This is a genomic window from Micromonospora sp. CNB394 (assembly GCF_000374985.1).
GTDB classification, from domain to species: domain Bacteria; phylum Actinomycetota; class Actinomycetes; order Mycobacteriales; family Micromonosporaceae; genus Micromonospora; species Micromonospora marina.
Genome location: NZ_KB895825.1, coordinates 445,551 through 461,813, shown reverse-complemented (window position 1 = coordinate 461,813; position 16,263 = coordinate 445,551). Strand labels below are relative to the sequence as shown.

The following is a 16,263-nucleotide window of genomic DNA, read 5'->3' as shown; positions in this document are numbered from 1 at the left end:
AAATGTCTGGCTCCGGCATCGGCGTGTCGTGGTAACGCCGAGGACGGGCGCGACGCTCCGGTGAGATCGGAACACGCCCCCACGGTGGACCGGGAGCGCGCGGACGCGTCACTTTCTGGCCGATCGTACCGGGCCGGTCACGATCAGCCGATCGGCGTTCCGGCTGCCGGCACCCGTCCGAACGGCCCGGCCGGGCCGGACGCGGATACGCGGGAAAATACTTCGCGCCCGCTGTGGGTACGGTATGGGGGTGCTGTCCTCAGACGTCGTACTCAGCGGTCGGTACCGCCTGGATGACCGTGTCGCCACCGGCGGCATGGGCGACGTCTGGCGTGCCACGGACCTGGTCCTCGGTCGTCCGGTAGCGGTGAAGGTGCTCCTCCCCGCCCTGGTGTCCGACCCCGACTTCATCGCCCGGTTCCGCGCCGAGGCGCGGATCATGGCCTCGCTGCGCCACCCCGGCGTGGTCCAGGTCTTCGACTGCGGCGAGGACGACCTGCCCGGCGGTGGCCGGGCCGACTACCTGGTGATGGAGTTCGTCGCCGGTGAGCCGCTCTCGCGGCGGATCGAGGACGCCGGGAGCCTCGAGGTAGCCGAGACCATGTCGATCGTGGCCCAGGTGGCGCAGGCGCTGCACGCCGCACACGGCCGGGGCATCGTCCACCGGGACGTGAAGCCGAGCAACCTGCTCGTGCAGGACGACGGCACCGTGGTCCTGGTCGACTTCGGGGTCGCCCGATCGACAAACGTCACGAGCATCACCAGCACGAACGCGGTACCCGGCACCGCCCTCTACATGGCGCCGGAGCAGGCCGCCGGCCGGCCCGTCTCGGGCGCCACCGACGTGTACGCGCTCGGTGCCGTCGCGTACTGCTGCCTCACCGGCAGCCCGCCGTTCACCGGCGACAACCCGCTCCAGGTGGCCGTACGCCATCTCGACGACGAGCCGCCGGAGCTGCCGGCGGAGATCCCGGCGTCGGTGCGCGAGCTGGTGTCCCGGGCGCTGGCCAAGGACCCGGCCGACCGCTACCCCAGCGCGGCGGCGATGGCCGACGCGGCCCGGGCCGTGCGTGCCGACTCGCCGACCGCGACGGTGGCGCTGCGCGGCGCGGCGGGTCCGGCGCGGTCCCGGGACGACCAGCCGGCGGTCCGCCCGGGCGCCGCGGTCGCGACGTCGCGGCGCCGGGGCCGGCGCGGCACGCTCGTCGGGGCGCTCGGCGCGGTGCTGGTGGCGATGGGCGCGCTGGGCGCGCTGGTGGCCGCCGCGAGCGACACGGCCGAACCGGCCACCAAGATCGACAAGACGGCGCCCGCGGTGGTGCCGAGCGACCAGGCCGCCGAGCCGGTCGCCGACGAGCCGTCGGCGGACGACGAGTACACCTTCCGCTCGGCCGGTCCGGACAGCCGGCCGTCGGCCACGCCCTCGGTGACGCCGAGTTCCTCCCCGACCCCGTCGGCTGCCCAGCCGAGCCCGCCGGACGAGCCGGCCCCGACGGACGAGCCGACCAGCACGCCGCCCAGCACTCCACCGACGACGGATCCGACCACGCCGCCGGCGCCGGATCCGACCACCGCCGACCCCGACCCCGGAACCGGCGGCGGCGGTGGCGACACCGGCGGGGAGCCGGCCACCCAGCGCTGACCGCACACCTCCACCCCTCGTCGATCATGACGTTGACGGTGACGGTGGCTGCTGCCCGGTTTGTCGCAGCCACCCTCATGATCGACCGGGTGGTGGCGGTTCAGGGGTGGGCAGCAGGGCCTGCATGCGGTTGATCTCGGCGCCCTGTTCGACCGCCACCGCGGTGGCGAACTCCTGCATCGGCTGGTCGACGCCGACCTTCAGCAGGTCGGTGGACATGACGATCGCGCCCCGGTGGTGGTCGGACATCATCTGCACGAACAGCCTGTCGAAGGCCGCTCCGCGCGCGTCCGCCAGGCGTCGCATCGCCTCGGCGGACTGCATCCCGCGCATCGTGGCGTGGTCGTGCCCCGGCACGTCGGCAGGCAGGTCGCGAGTGCTGAGCCAGGCGCGCAACAGGCCGACCTCCGGACCCTGCGCGGCGTGGATCCGCTCGGCCACGGCGCGGACCCGCGCGTCGGCGGCACGCTCCGGCGCAAGGGCGGCCATCTCCAGGGCCTGCTCGTGGTGCGGGATCATCATCCGGACATACCAGACGTCGAGGCTGTTCCATCGCGGCGTGGTGGCGCCCCGGACCTGCTCGGCGGGGCGGGTCGCGGCGGGCTCCCCCGGTCGTCCCGGGACCACCACCGGCGGCGCCGGCTCGGCGGCACTCGTACTCGGCCCGGCCGCCGCGACGGTTCCAGCCGCCTCCGGGGTACGGGCGTCCTCGCGCCCGGTCAGCGCGATCGCGCCGACCACGACGAGGGTCACCAGTGCTGTGACACCCACCCACACGCGTGCCCGCCGGCTGGTCATACGACGCCTCCTCCGGTCAAGGTGACAGCGATCCTATCCATAGACGAAAGTTCCCGAGTGTGACCCAGCTCACATTGATGGCCGTCTCCAATAGGTAAGGTGTGGCCAATCATGACCCCCTTTCGAAGGGTGTTGCCGATGATCAACATCCGCACGTCCCGCATCCGGATCGTCAGCCTGGCCGCCGCCGGCCTGCTGCTCGCCGGCGTGTTCACCGCGCCACCGAGCAGCGCCCAGGAGATCCCCCGAGCCCAAGCCGCGCCGGCCACCGTGGACAGCGCCGTCCCCGGGGTCGACGAGATCTCCAGCAGCCCCAACCTGCGCCAGGTGGCCAACCTGCCGAAACAGGCGCCGTTCGACACCTCCGCCGCGTTCGGCACCGACATCGCCTTCCAGGGGCGGTACGCGTTCGTCGGCAACTACGACGGGTTCGTCGTCTACGACATCGCCCGCCCCAGTCGCCCGACGATCGTGTCCCAGGTGCTCTGCCCCGGCTCGCAGAACGACATCTCGGTCCACGGGAACCTGCTGTTCCTGTCGACCGACTCCTCCCGCAACGACGACTCCTGCGCCAGCACCAGCCAGTCGGCGACGGTGAAGGAGTCCTGGGAGGGCATCAAGATCTTCGACATCCGGGACAAGCGCAACCCGCGCTACATCAAGTCGGTGGAGACGGCGTGCGGCTCGCACACCCACACCCTGGTGCCCGGCAAGGACAGGCGGAACGTCTACCTGTACGTCGCCTCGTACAGCCCGCGGGCCGAGTTCCCGGACTGCCAGCCGCCGCACGACTCCATCTCCATCGTCAAGGTGCCGGTGAAGAACCCCACCACGGCCTCCGTGGTGGCCACGCCGAACCTCTTCCCGGACGGCGGCTACCCTGGCGTCCCGGGCCAGTCGTCGGCCACCACCGGGTGCCACGACATCACCGCGTACCCGTCGAAGGACATCGCCGCCGGCGCCTGCATGGGTGACGGCGTCCTGTTCGACATCTCCAACCGTGAGGCGCCCCGGGTCATCGAGCGGGTCACCGACGCGGAGAACTTCGCGTTCTGGCACTCGGCCACGTTCAACAACGCCGGCACCAAGGTCGTCTTCACCGACGAGCTGGGCGGCGGCGGCGCGGCCACCTGCAACGAGGTGGTCGGCCCGAACCGCGGCGCGGACGCCATCTACGACATCACCGGCCGCGGTGACGCCCGCAAGATGGAGTTCCGCAGCTACTACAAGATCCCGCGGGCGAACGCGGACACCGAGAACTGCGTGGCCCACAACGGCTCGCTGATCCCCGTACCCGGCCGCGACATCATGGTCCAGGCCTGGTACCAGGGCGGCATCTCGGTGTGGGACTTCACCGACTCGCGCAAGCCCAAGGAGATCGCCTACTGGGAGCGCGGGCCGCTGGACGCCTCGCAGCTGCGTACCGGCGGGTCCTGGTCGGCCTACTGGTACAACGGCCACATCTACTCCAGCGACATCCAGAAGGGACTGGACGTGCTGGAGCTGCGTGACCCGCGTACCTGGCTGGCGAAGTTCCTGCTGGTGCCCGAACTGAACGTGCAGACGCAGGCCGGTTACCTGAGCTGGTGACCCGCTGACCGTCGCCGGGCCCGGTGTTCCCCTCGCGGAGGGCGCCGGGCCCGGTGCGGTACCGCGACGGAACGGACCCGTGCCAGTGACGATCGACGACCGAGCGGTTCGGCGAGCCGGATCTGCCCGCGCTCGCCGACAGGTGCCGGCAGCCGACCGACCGGGAGGGCGGCACCGCCGCGGTCGCGGTCAGTCGCTCATCGGCAGCCGGTAGTCGCGGGAGCCGCCGCCCGCCGTCACCACCCGCACCTCACCGCTGCGCAGTCCGTACGTCACCGACCAGCGGGTGTGCGACTGGCGTACCGCGTTCAGCAACCGCAGCGCCCCGGCCGCGTCGGCCACCCCGCCGGCGCGGTCGAGTTCCTTCGCCAGCGCCCCGTACCTGTGGTCCCGGCGCAGTTCCCGGTCCGGCACTCCCGCCGCCGGCACGTTCGTCAGCGCCTGCCACGGGCCCGGCCGCCGGTCCACTGTGAGCTTGCCGTCGACGAACCCCACCACCGCCGAGACGCCTGTCGCGTCGGCCAGCAGGTAGTGCAGCGGGGGCCCGCCGTCGAAGTCGAGGTTGTAGCGCCGGAACACGGCAACCGCCTCGTCCACAGTGGCGGCCGAGTCGAGCACCAGGCGCAGGATGCGCACCGAGCCCACAGCCGGCAGTCCGGGCACCGGCTCGGCGCGTGCCCCGTCGTCGGCGGCCAGCCCGACCGCGAGACCCCGCTCGTTCATGCCGTCGAACGGCAGCAGGGGCGCGTCCAGCAGCCGCCGGTCCCCCGCCGGGTCTGCGGAAACGCCCAGGTACGAGATGTCGACAAGCGAGATCGAGGCGTAGCCGTCCGGCGGGTCGGTGCGCAGCACCAGCGCGGGGTTCGGCTCCCAGTCGAAGTTGCGGGCGAACAGCGGCCGGTCCCGGTCGCCGAGGGCGGCGAACAGCGAGCAGCCGAACGGGCTCGGGGGTGTCGAGCCGGCCAGTCCGGCGGTCGGGTCGTAGTCGCCGTCGTAGGTCATCTCGTACATCGGCAGATCGTCGATCTTACGGAGGCTGGCCAGGGTCCGCTCGACCTGCCCGGCGTCCTGCCGCGACGCGGTCGGCCCGCCGGGCGCGGCCGGCGGGCCGGACCGGCTGCTCTCCCCGCAGGCCGTGCCGAGCAGGAGCAGCGCGAGCCCGCCGGCGATGAGGGTCCTCCGCATGACAGCGACGCTAGAAGAGGCGACCGCCGATGTCCATCCGGGAGTCGGTCAGCTCCTCCGCAGGTCGGCGAGCGTCGCGGCGGGCAGCGGGCGGATCAGGAATGCGGTCCGGGTCGTCGTCACGGTCCCAGTCTGGTGTGGCCCCGACGGCGGCGCTGGCGGCGATCGGACCTGGCGTTCGGGTACGCGACATTGCGCTTCGAGCGGGCCTCCGCGGGCCGCGTCGGGCGCCGACAATGGGTGGATGGACGTCGACGACTACCGGACGCACTCCCCGTACAGCGATCCCCGCCACCACGCGGCGCTGCTCGACGCCGTGCCGGCCGACCTGCCCATTGTCGCGGCGACCGCCCGCAACGTGATCGTCCACTACCGGGCCGGTGGCGTGGAGCTGCCGGACGCCCGCCGGGCCGAGGCGAACCTGCGCTGGCTGGACCGCATCCTCGACGCCGACCAGTCCCGGTTCCCGCTGCCGCTGACCGCCGGGCGCCCGGCCGCCGAGCGGGTCGGCGGTTGCTGCCGGGACCACACCCTGCTCACCGTCGCGGCGTTGCGCCAGCACGGGATCCCGGCCCGCAGCCGGGTCGGGTTCGCGAGCTACTTCGTCCCCGGGTGGCATCACGACCACGTGCTGACGGAGTGGTGGGACGGCGGGCGCTGGGTGTGGTCCGACCCGGAGCTGGACCCGGCCGACGACCGGCCGTTCGACGGCTACGACATCGACCCGGAGGCGAGGCACTTCGACTCGGCGGCGCGGGTCTGGCTGGCGCACCGGGCGGGGCGCATCGACCCGGACACCTACGGCGTGGACCCGTCGCTGCCGTTCCGGGGCGACTGGTTCGTCCACGACTACGTGCTGCTGGAGCTGGCCCACCGGCAGAAGGACGAGGTGCTGCTCTGGGACGGCTTCGGGGCGATGACCGAGGACCTGACCGACGCCGACCTGCCGCTCGTCGACGAGGTCGCCGCGCTGCTGGTGGCCGCCGACCGCGGCGACGCCGCCGCCGGGCGGGAGCTGGCCCGGCGGTACGTCTCAGACGACCGGTTGCGTCCGGGTGCGACCGTCCACTGCATGGACCCGGTGTCCGGCACGGCCGCCGAGGTCGACCTGCGTCGCTGACCGGGCTCAGCCGGGCAGGGGCGCCTCGTCGCCTCGGGTGCGGCGCGGGTTGACCAGCCGGCGGACCATCGGGGCGGCGTTCCAGCGGGCCGCGCCGACCAGGTCCCGGGCGTGTTCCAGCACCGTGTAGTCGGGCCGCGCCATGCCTTCGGCGATGGCCCGGTCGAGGTCGTTGCCGCACCGGGTGAGCACGCTGTCGAAGTCCCGGCGGACCGGTTCCAGCAGGTCGTAGCCGAAGGACCGGTGCAGCCGGGCGAACAGCGGCTTGTAGAGGCGGGCCCGCTCGTGCAGCCCGGACGAGTACGACATCGGGTTCTTGGGCCGCTGCCTCACGTAGGCGGGCAGCACGTCGGCGAAGGCCCGCCGGACGATCCACTTCTCCTGCCCGTCGCGCAGCTTCACGTCCAGCGGCAGCCGCATGGCCAGTTCGACGACGCTGAGGTCGAGGAACGGCACCCGGGCCTCCACACCGTGCGCCATGCTGGCCCGGTCCACCCGTTGCAGCTCGGTCCGGCACAGGTTGCGGATCTTGTGCAGGAACAGCCGGCGGGACCGCTCCGGCCCGACCCGGCGGTACATCGGGTACCCGCCGAACAGCTCGTCCGAGCCGTCGCCGGTGAGCACCACCCGGACGCCCATCTCGCGCAGCCGCCGGAAGATCGGCACCGAGACGACAGCGTTGATGATGTCGCCGTACTCGGTCAGCTCGGAGATCCGGATCGCCTCGCGGACGTCGGCGAGCCGGATGTCGCGCGGCCGCAGCTCGATCACCTCGTGCGGGACGCCGAGGTCGGCGGCGAGCCGCCGGGCGTACGCGACGTCCGGGCTCTCCGGCACGCCGATGGTGACCGCCACGCAGTCCGGGTGCAGTTCCCGGGCGTGCAGCAGCGCCAGTGAGCTGTCCAGGCCGCCGGAGAGCACCACGCCGACGGTGAGGTCGGTGTCCAGTCGGGCGCGCATGGCGTCGGTGAGGGCGACGCGCACCAGTAGCGCCGCCTCGTCCGGGTCGTCGATCACGGGCAGGCCGTCGCCGAGGGTGAGCAGGTCGACGTGCGGGCCGATCCGGACCGGTCGGCCCGGCTCGACCCAGCCGTGATGCCCGGGCGCCACCTCGCCGATCGGCGCGCCGTGCCCGACCAGCGCCTTGACCTCGGAGGCGAGGTGCAGACAGCCGGGCAGGCGGGACCAGTACAGCGGCTTGACGCCGAGCGGGTCACGGGCCAGGTACGCCCGGCCGGTGTCGCGTTCGACGACCACGAACGCGTACTCGCCGCGCAGCCGGCGTACCGCGTTCCCGCCCCACCGGCGGAAGGCGGCGAGCACCACCTCGGTGTCGCCGGCGGTCGTGAACCGGTGCCCCAGCCGGGTCAGCTCGGCGCGCAGCTCGTGGTGGTTGAAGATCTCGCCGTTGAAGCAGAGCAGGTGCCGCTCGTCCGGCGACATCCACGGCTGGACGGAGCGTTCCCGGTCCACGATCCGCAGCCGCCGTACGCCCGCCAGGAGGCCTTTCTCCTGCCGGGTCTCGGTGACCTCACCACGTGGCGCGAGCGCGGCGAGCATCCGCCGGAAGGTGGCCGGGTCCGCGTCGGGGCCGATGCTCAGCGCGATGCCGCACACCTGTCACACCCCCATCTCGGTCTCGTACGCCCGCCGGTAACGGCGGCGGGCGGCCGGGGCGAGGCACACGTGCCAGGCCTGGCCCTCGTCGACCACGTTCACCTCGCCGGCGTCCTGGCGGGCCAGCAGCAGCCCGGCGAGCACCGGGCGGGCGCCGAACCGGTCGTACCACTCCAGCTCGACGTCGGCGGCCCAGCCGAGGCAGTGCCCGCTGGGCACCATGGCGGCGTACCCGAGGCGGCGCAGCCGGTACTGGTGCTCGGCGCTGCGGGCCAGGCTGGTCACCCACAGCGGCGGCGTGCCGTCCGGCGCGACGGCCGTGAACTCCCGGGCCAGGTCGTTGAGGAACGCGATCATCTCGCGGCGGGCCCGGCGGAACAGCAGCCCGGCGGTACGCGGGGTGGCGGCCGGGCGCAGCCGCCGCCGCACCGCCCGCAGTCCGCGCCCTACCACTGTGGCAGGCTGTTCCTGGTAGCGGAACTCGATCAGGCCGCGACGGCGCAGCCACTCCAGGTCGACCAGTTCGGTGCTGGCCCTGACCTGGTCGTCGGTGAGGAACGTCGGGCTGTCCCGCCACCAGAGGACATCGACGCGGGAGAGCAGGTAGATCCGGACCAGCGCGGTGAGGTCCTGCGCCGAGCTGCGCGCGTTGGGCTGGTAGCGGGCCATCTCCAGCAGCAGCGTCTCCCGGGCCCCGATCAGGCCCTGCGGCGTGGCGTCGAGGACGGCGGCGATGGCCGGTTCGCGCAGCCGCTGGTCGAGCAGCACCTGGCGGGCGGTGACCGACGGCGCGTCGGCGAGCGCGCCCACCTCGACCAGGAGTTCCGCCACCGCCGCGCGGTATGCGGACAGGTCCGGCTCGGCACCGGCCCGGGGACCGGCGGCGGGCACCCGCCGCGCGGGGGCGGTGGACGTGACGGCGGGACCGGGCTGGCGACCGGGGCTGCGGCTGGGCACTCGCATGGTCTCCGTCCCCTCTCGGTCAGGACACGGCGTGATTGGGCCTGCACACAGCGTAATGAGCCGGGCGTCCGCAATCGTCCCATCTCCCCCGATGTGCCCGATCAGGTGGCGGACGGCGATGCCAGCGCCTGCACCTCCTCGTATCCGGGCGCTGCCGGCAGGCCCGCGTCGCGCCCGGCGCCGATCGCGTCGGTCAGGTGCAGCGCCGCCCCGAGGGCCGCCCGGAACAGCAGCGAGCCGGTGCTGACCCGGGCCACCCCGAGCCGTCCGAGGGCGGCGAGGTCCGGCCCGCCCGGCCGGTACAGCACGTTGAGCGGCAACCCCACCTCGGCGGCGAGCACGCCGACCAGGTCGTCGGGCGCGCCCGGCACGAACAGCCCGTCGGCGCCCGCGGCCCGGAACAGCGCCGCCCGCCGCAGCGCCTCGTCCAGCGGCGACGGCACACCCAGCCACCAGGCGTCGGTGCGGGCGTTGACGAAGACCTGCGGTACCGCGGCGCGGACCGCCGCGACCACGGCGGCGACGTGCTCCGCCGGGGCCAGGCGACCGTCCGGGCGGCCGTCCTCCAGGTTCACGCCGGCCACGCCGAGCGCGGCCAGCTCGCCGGCGTAAGCCGCCACCTCCGCCGGATCGTCGTGGAAGCCGTCCTCGACGTCCACCGTCAGCAGCGCCGGCAGGTTTCGCAGCCGGTACGCCAGCTCCAGCGTCTCGGCGCGGGTGGCGCGGACCGCGTCCGGCCGGCCGGCGGCAGCAGCCACGCCCAGGCTCGTCGTGCCGATCGCCGGATGGCCCCGGGCGGCGAGCGCCGCGGCGGAGGCGTGGTCCCAGGCGTTCGGCAGCAGCAGCGGGTCGCCGGGCCGGTGCAGCTCCCGGAACACGCGGTACCGGTCGGTCATCGCAGGGATCGTCGGTGACTCCATCGCCCCACCGTAGGGCGCTGACAGTTCGGTCCGGACCGAACGATCCGGCCGGGCACACCCGGCGGTCCGGGCGAGCGGGACCGGTGCCGCGGGGCGCGGGCAGGTCAGGCGCGGGCAGGTCAGGCGCGGGCGGGACCGCTGCCGCGGGACGCGGGCGGGGCCAGCAGCGCCGGGTCGAGCCCGAGCGTCTCGGCCAGCGCGTCCCGCCCCGCCGGGGTGACCCGGATCGCCCGGCCGGTGCCGCGCACGGTCCAGCCGAGGTCGAGGAAGCGCCCGCACAGTGCCGCCCCGACCGCACCCGCCAGGTGCGGACGGCGTTCGGTCCAGTCCAGGCAGTCGCGGACCAGGGGCCGCCGGGTGGCGCGCAGCGGCTCGACGGGTACGCCGAGACCGGCCAGCCAGGTCACGCCGGTGCCGGTCAGCGCGAGGCCGCCGGAGCGGTCGAGCACGCCACGCGTGAGCAGGGCGTCGTGCAGCAGCACGCCGAGGCGCCCGGCCAGGTGGTCGTAGCAGGTGCGGGCGTACGCCAGGGCGGCGCCTTCGGACGCGGCGCGCAACGTGCGGGGCGGGGTGGCCGGGGTCGGCGCCCGTGCGGCCAGCTCCTCGACGAGCTGGGCGACGCCCGGGTCGGCGAGGCGGACGTACCGGTGACGGCCCTGCCGCTCCTCGGCGAGCAGGCCGCCGGCCACCAGCCGGGTGAGGTGGTCGCTGGCGGTGGACGCGGCGACCCCGGCGGCGCGGGCCAGCTCGCCTGCGGTCCAGGCGCGGCCGTCGAGCAGGGCGAGGCAGAAGCCGGCCCGGGTGGGGTCGGCGAGCAGCGCGGCGAACCCGGCGAGGCCGCGGCCGTCGGCGCCAGTGGTCATCGGCCCATGCTGGCACGGGCACGGTTCGGGCCGCGCCGAAGAGTCCGCGGTGTGGACGTTCCCGGCGGACACGACGCCACGGATCGGGCTGGTGGCGCACGGCGGCGCGTCGCCAGCGGTGACCGCGGAGTCCGCCTACCCGCGCTTCCACCGCTCACGACCGCGGAGCCGTCCCCGTGTGGGCCGCCCCGGCTCAGCCGCCGGTACGGGGAGAGGCGGTGGTCAGCTCGCTGACCGTGCGGGTGTCGCCGTCGTAGCTGCGCGCCGCCACGAACGCACCGGCCGGCGGGTGCGCCCCGGCGACCGCCCGGGCCCGGCGCCGGTCCGCCGCACCGAACCGCAACGCCAGGCTCAGGTGCGGCACCCATCGGCCGGGCTGGTGCCACGAGTGCCCGCCGGACGCCTCGGCGAGCACGTCCCAGACCGCGCCGTGCAGCGCGACGAGCTGCGGTGCCGGGCGGACCAGCCACACCAGTGGCGCGCTGCCGTCGAGCACCGCCACCCGGCCCAGCCGCACCGGCAGCGGCAGCGCCGCGTCGCAGAGGTCGGCCAGGCGCTGCTCGGCGCCGGGCGGGAAATCCTCCACCGAGGCGAGCGTCAGGTGCGGCCGGTTCGTCGGGTGCGTGTTGCGGGCCAGGCTGGGCAGCCCGGCGGCGGCGAGCCGGTGCCAGGCGGCGCGAACCGCCGCTTCCAGTTCGGGCGAGCAGAGCAGTTCGACCGTCCGCACGTGATCAGGCTAGTCGCCGGCGACCGCGCGCGACGCCCCGTACGTCAGAGCCAGCCGGCGTCGCGCGCCCGCCGGACCGCCGCCAGCGCGGGATCGACGTGACGCGCCCCGGAGTGCACCGGCGGATCACGTCGGCCAGCGCGCCGCCGGGGGCACCCTCGGCGAGGAACCCCGCACCCCGGCGGTGAGCGCCGGGCGGAGTTGGGCGGGCCGGCCGTGTCCGGTGAGGATCACCGGGGCGCAGCCGGGCAGCGCCCGGGTCAGCTCGGCGGCGACCTCGCCGCCGCCGGGCGGCGGCAGTGGGCCGACCGGCGCGCGCTGGCGGCGCAGCTCGCCGGGCGGCCGTGTGGGGCGGGCTGGCGGTCGTGGCGAAGACCGCGTGCACCGACCTCGCCGGGGCGCTGGTGGGTGTGGGCTGGCTCGTCCATGCGGCCTGGGACGCCTGGTACCACCGCACCGGCACGGTGGCGCCGCGCGGGTACGCGCTGTTCGACGTCGGAGTGGGCCTCACCACGCTGCTGGCCGTCCTGTGCCGGTGATCCGGCGGGGGCACGGGCCGCGCCGGATCACCCGGACGGGACGGCACGCAGGTGGCGCGGCGAACGTTTGCCCCGGTCGCCGCGACCGCCGCGCGGCGGTGATGAAAAACTTGTCGCATGACCGCCGCACCGACCCCGACCGACCCCGCCGTTCCCGCCGACGCCGAGGAGGCCATCGCGTTCGCCGACCTCGGGCTGCGCACCGAGTTGCTGGGCGCGCTGTCCGCGCTCGGTTACGAGGAACCGACCCCGATCCAGCGGGAGGCCATCCCCCCGTTGCTGGCCGGGCAGGATCTCCTGGGCCAGGCGGCGACCGGTACGGGCAAGACCGCCGCGTTCGCGCTGCCGCTGTTGCAGCGGATGCCGGTGGGGCGGGTCGAGGGCGACCCGGTGTCGCTGGTGCTGGTGCCGACGCGGGAGCTGGCGGTGCAGGTCTCCGAGGCGTTCCACCGCTACGGCAAGGACCTGGGGGCGAGGGTGCTGCCGATCTACGGCGGGCAGCCGATCGGCCGGCAGCTACGCGCCCTCGACCACGGGGTGGACGTGGTGGTGGCGACGCCGGGCCGGGCCCTCGATCACATCGCCCGGGGCACGCTGCGGCTCGGCGCGCTGGCCACGGTCGTGCTGGACGAGGCGGACGAGATGCTCGACATGGGCTTCGCCGAGGACATCGAGGCGATCCTGGAGCACGCCCCGGCCGGCCGGCAGACGGTGCTGTTCTCGGCCACCATGCCGGCCCGCATCGACGGGCTGGCCCGGCAGCACCTGACCGACCCGGTCCGCATCCGGATCGAGCGGGAGCGGCCGGTCGCCGGGGAGGCCCCCCGGGTGCGGCAGAGCGCGTACATCGTGGCCCGGGGCCACAAGCCGGCCGCGCTGGGCCGGGTGCTGGACGTGGAGTCGCCCACCGCGGCGATCGTGTTCTGCCGCAGCCGGGAGGAGGTGGACCGGCTCACCGAGACGATGAACGGCCGGGGCTACCGGGCCGAGGCGCTGCACGGCGGGATGAGCCAGGAGCAGCGGGACCGGGTGATGGGCCGGCTGCGGTCCGGAACGGCGGACCTGCTCGTGGCCACCGACGTGGCGGCCCGAGGGCTGGACGTCGAGCAGCTCACCCACGTGGTCAACTACGACGTACCGTCCGCCCCGGAGTCGTACGTGCACCGCATCGGCCGGGTGGGCCGGGCCGGCCGGGAGGGCGTGGCGATCACGCTCGCCGAGCCGCGTGAGCACCGGATGCTCAAGACCATCGAGCGGGTCACCGGGCAGCGGATCGCCATCGACAAGATTCCCACGGTGGCGGACATGCGTACCCGGCGACTGGAGCTGACCCAGGGCGCGCTGCGGGAGAGCCTGCTGGAGGACGACCTCGACCCGTACCGGGCGATCGTGGAGTCGCTCACCGACGAGTTCGACCTGGTCGAGGTGGCGCTGGCGGCGGTGAAGCTGGCGCACGAGGCGACGTCGCCGGGCTCGGACGACGAGGAGGAGATCCCGCAGGTTCCGGTCCGCGGCCCGCGCGAGGGCCGGCCGGAGACCGGCGGGCGGGGCGAGCGCCGCGGCCCGGGCCGGCCGCGTACCGGCGGCACCACCCAGGTCTTCATCGGGCTGGGCCGCCGGGCCGGGGTTCGGCCGCAGGACCTGGTCGGCGCGATCACCGGGGAGACCCGGATCAGTGGCCGGGACATCGGCTCGATCGAGATCGCCGACCGGTTCTCGCTGGTCGAGGTGCCGCAGGCGGTGGCCGACGAGATCATCGCGGGGCTGCGCGGCACCACCATCAAGGGGCGCAAGGCCACGGTACGCCGGGACCGGGACGGCGACGGGCCGGGCGAGCGCCGCGACCGGGGCTACGAGCGGCGCGACCGCCGCTGAGCCCGGCGTCCCCGGCGGGCGGACGCGACGAGAGCCCCGGCCACCACGCGTACGGTGGCCGGGGCGACGGTCGTCAGGCCGCGGCGAGCGCCGGGCCGTCCAGCGACTCCGTGCCGATCTCGGCCGGGCGCAGCGCCAGCGCGAGCACGTCCGCCACGTCGGACAGGGTGTGCACGGTCAGCGCCTCCCGCACCTGCGCCGGCAGGTCGTCCAGGTCCGGCTCGTTGCGCTTCGGGATGATCACCTCGGTGAGACCGGCCCGGCGGGCGGCGAGCAGCTTCTGCTTCACCCCGCCGATCGGCAGCACCCGGCCGGAGAGCGTCACCTCGCCGGTCATCCCGAACTCGGGCCGCACCGGCCGCCCGGTGACCAGGGACGCCAGCGCGGTCACCATGGTGATGCCGGCGCTCGGGCCGTCCTTGGGCACCGCGCCCGCCGGGACGTGCAGGTGGATCCGCCGCCCGGCCAGCGCGTTCGGGTCCAGCCCGTGGCGCCGTCCGTTCGACCGCAGGTACGACCACGCGATGTGCGCGGACTCCTTCATCACGTCGCCGAGCTGGCCGGTGAGCGTCAGCCCCGGCTCGCCCTCCATCGTGGTGGCCTCGATGAACAGCACGTCGCCGCCGGCGCCGGTGACGGCCAGGCCGGTCGCCACGCCGGGCACGGCGGTGCGTTCGGCCGACTCCGGGGTGAACTTCGGCCGGCCCAGGTAGCGGGCCAGGTTGCCGGCGTCGACGTGCACCGGCGCGGAGTCCGTGGCGAGCGCGACGGCGACCTTGCGCAGGATCTTCGCGAGGGCCCGTTCGAGCTGCCGGACGCCGGCCTCCCGGGTGTACTCGCCCGCGATCAGTGCCAGCGCCTCGTCGGCGACCGTGACCTCGTCGGTGGTCAGCCCGGCCCGTTCCCGTTGCCGGGGCAGCAGGTGGTTCCGGGCGATGGCGACCTTCTCGTCCTCGGTGTAGCCGTCCAGCGCGACCAGCTCCATCCGGTCCAGCAGCGGGCCGGGGATCGCCTCGACCACGTTGGCGGTGGCGAGGAACAGCACGTCGGACAGGTCGAGGTCGACCTCCAGGTAGTGGTCGCGGAACGTGTGGTTCTGCGCCGGGTCGAGCACCTCCAGCAGGGCCGCCGCCGGATCGCCGGAGTAGCCGACGGCCAGCTTGTCGACCTCGTCGAGCAGCACGACCGGGTTCATCGAGCCGGCCTCGCGCAGCGCCCGCACGATCCGGCCGGGCAGCGCGCCGACGTAGGTGCGCCGGTGGCCCCGGATCTCCGCCTCGTCCCGGACGCCGCCGAGGGAGACGCGGACGAAGGTGCGGCCCAGCGCCCGGGCCACCGACTCGCCGAGGCTGGTCTTGCCGACACCGGGCGGACCGGCCAGGGCCAGCACCGCGCCGGAGCCGCGGCCGCCGACCACGCCGAGGTTGCGCTCCGAGCGCCGGTTGCGCACCGCGAGGTACTCCAGGATGCGGTCCTTCACGTCGGCCAGGCCGGCGTGGTCGGCGTCGAGCACGGCACGGGCCGCGGCCAGGTCCGTGTCGTCCTGGGTACGCGTGTTCCACGGCATCTCCAGGATGGTGTCCAGCCAGGTACGGATCCAGCCTGCCTCGGGTGAGGCGTCACTGGCCCGCTCCAGCTTGCCGACCTCGCGCAGCGCCGCCTCGCGGACCTTCTCCGGCAGGTCGGCGGACTCGACCCGGGAGCGGTAGTCGGCGGAGCCGTCCGGCTCGTCCTCGCCCAGTTCCTTGCGGATCGCGGCGAGCTGCTGGCGGAGCAGGAACTCCCGCTGGGACTTCTCCAGCCCCTCGCGGACGTCGCTGTTGATCTGCTCGGTGACCTCCTGCTCGGCGAGGTGTTCCTTCACCCAGCCGACGAGCAGTTCCAGCCGGGCGGTGACGTCCGGCGCGGCGAGCAGTTCGGTCTTCTGCGTCAGGCTGAGCCAGGGCGCGTAACCGGCCGAGTCGGCCAGCTCGGACAGGTCGGTCATCCGCTCCATCGCGTCGATCACCTGCCAGGCGCCGCGCTGCTGGAGCACTGATGTCATGAGCGCGCGGTATTCGCGGGCGAGTTCCCGGGCACGGCCCGCCGGGGCGGGCTCGTCGAGTGCGGTCGCCTCGACCCAGAGCGCGGCGCCGGGTCCGGGCACGCCGGAGCCGATGCGGGCGCGGGTCAGACCGCGGATGACCGCCGCCGGTTCGCCGCTGGGCAGCCGGCCCACCTTCTCGATCGTGGCGACCACGCCGACGGAGCCGTACTCGCCGTCGATGCGGGGTACGGCCAGGAGTTGCTTGTCGCCGGTGGCGCGCGCCGCGTCGACGGCGGCCTGGGTGGTCGGGTCGAGGGTCACCGGAATGACCATCCCGGGCAGCAGGACGGCGTCGGTCAGGGGAAGTACCGGAAGAGTTGCCATCGAGCACCTGCCAT

General features: G+C 74.5%; 13 protein-coding genes. 5 read left to right on the top strand and 8 right to left on the bottom strand.

Annotated elements, in window-relative coordinates:
* The first annotated feature begins 250 nt into the window (after positions 1 to 250).
* Complete coding sequence (locus tag C569_RS0101960; protein WP_231394688.1) at positions 251 to 1,642, top strand: serine/threonine-protein kinase; 1,392 nt, start codon at positions 251 to 253, stop codon at positions 1,640 to 1,642.
* A gap of 75 nt (positions 1,643 to 1,717) precedes the next feature.
* On the opposite strand, the gene C569_RS0101955 is transcribed toward C569_RS0101960, so the two are convergent.
* Positions 1,718 to 2,440, bottom strand: coding sequence for a DUF305 domain-containing protein (locus C569_RS0101955; protein WP_018784143.1), 723 nt, complete (start codon positions 2,438 to 2,440; stop codon positions 1,718 to 1,720).
* Between the two features lie 138 nt (positions 2,441 to 2,578).
* On the opposite strand from C569_RS0101955, the gene C569_RS0101950 reads away from it, so the two are divergent.
* A complete protein-coding gene (locus C569_RS0101950) occupies positions 2,579 to 4,030 on the top strand; it encodes an LVIVD repeat-containing protein (RefSeq protein WP_018784142.1) in 1,452 nt (483 codons plus the stop codon).
* Between the two features lie 189 nt (positions 4,031 to 4,219).
* Here the strand turns inward: C569_RS0101950 and C569_RS0101945 are convergent, their stop codons facing one another.
* Positions 4,220 to 5,215, bottom strand: a complete 996-nt coding sequence (locus C569_RS0101945) for a carcinine hydrolase/isopenicillin-N N-acyltransferase family protein (RefSeq protein WP_018784141.1) — start codon at positions 5,213 to 5,215, stop codon at positions 4,220 to 4,222.
* Between the two features lie 244 nt (positions 5,216 to 5,459).
* Between C569_RS0101945 and C569_RS0101940 the strand changes: the two genes are divergently transcribed.
* On the top strand, positions 5,460 to 6,335 hold the full coding sequence (locus C569_RS0101940; protein ID WP_018784140.1) for a transglutaminase domain-containing protein: 876 nt from the start codon (positions 5,460 to 5,462) through the stop codon (positions 6,333 to 6,335).
* A gap of 6 nt (positions 6,336 to 6,341) precedes the next feature.
* Here the strand turns inward: C569_RS0101940 and C569_RS0101935 are convergent, their stop codons facing one another.
* From C569_RS0101935 to C569_RS0101915, 5 genes are all read right to left on the bottom strand, one after another.
* A complete protein-coding gene (locus C569_RS0101935; protein ID WP_018784139.1) occupies positions 6,342 to 7,952 on the bottom strand; it encodes an asparagine synthetase B in 1,611 nt (536 codons plus the stop codon).
* A 3-nt stretch (positions 7,953 to 7,955) separates the two neighbouring features.
* Positions 7,956 to 8,915, bottom strand: coding sequence for a hypothetical protein (locus C569_RS0101930; RefSeq protein ID WP_026267591.1), 960 nt, complete (start codon positions 8,913 to 8,915; stop codon positions 7,956 to 7,958).
* A gap of 101 nt (positions 8,916 to 9,016) precedes the next feature.
* Positions 9,017 to 9,811 (bottom strand): isocitrate lyase/phosphoenolpyruvate mutase family protein, encoded by a 795-nt coding sequence (locus tag C569_RS0101925; RefSeq protein ID WP_018784137.1) that lies wholly within the window; start codon positions 9,809 to 9,811, stop codon positions 9,017 to 9,019.
* A 143-nt stretch (positions 9,812 to 9,954) separates the two neighbouring features.
* On the bottom strand, positions 9,955 to 10,698 hold the full coding sequence (locus C569_RS0101920; protein WP_018784136.1) for a helix-turn-helix transcriptional regulator: 744 nt from the start codon (positions 10,696 to 10,698) through the stop codon (positions 9,955 to 9,957).
* A gap of 193 nt (positions 10,699 to 10,891) precedes the next feature.
* A complete protein-coding gene (locus tag C569_RS0101915) occupies positions 10,892 to 11,425 on the bottom strand; it encodes a 2'-5' RNA ligase family protein (RefSeq protein WP_018784135.1) in 534 nt (177 codons plus the stop codon).
* Between the two features lie 365 nt (positions 11,426 to 11,790).
* Between C569_RS0101915 and C569_RS31950 the strand changes: the two genes are divergently transcribed.
* Both C569_RS31950 and C569_RS0101905 read left to right on the top strand, forming a co-directional pair.
* On the top strand, positions 11,791 to 11,964 hold the full coding sequence (locus C569_RS31950; RefSeq protein ID WP_231394687.1) for a hypothetical protein: 174 nt from the start codon (positions 11,791 to 11,793) through the stop codon (positions 11,962 to 11,964).
* Between the two features lie 117 nt (positions 11,965 to 12,081).
* Positions 12,082 to 13,839: a DEAD/DEAH box helicase gene (locus C569_RS0101905; protein ID WP_018784133.1), complete on the top strand. Its 1,758-nt coding sequence runs from the start codon at positions 12,082 to 12,084 to the stop codon at positions 13,837 to 13,839.
* Positions 13,840 to 13,912: 73 nt separating this feature from the next.
* Here C569_RS0101905 and lon read toward each other — a convergent pair whose 3' ends face one another.
* On the bottom strand, positions 13,913 to 16,249 hold the full coding sequence (lon, locus tag C569_RS0101900; protein ID WP_018784132.1) for an endopeptidase La: 2,337 nt from the start codon (positions 16,247 to 16,249) through the stop codon (positions 13,913 to 13,915).
* Between the last annotated feature and the right edge of the window lie 14 nt (positions 16,250 to 16,263).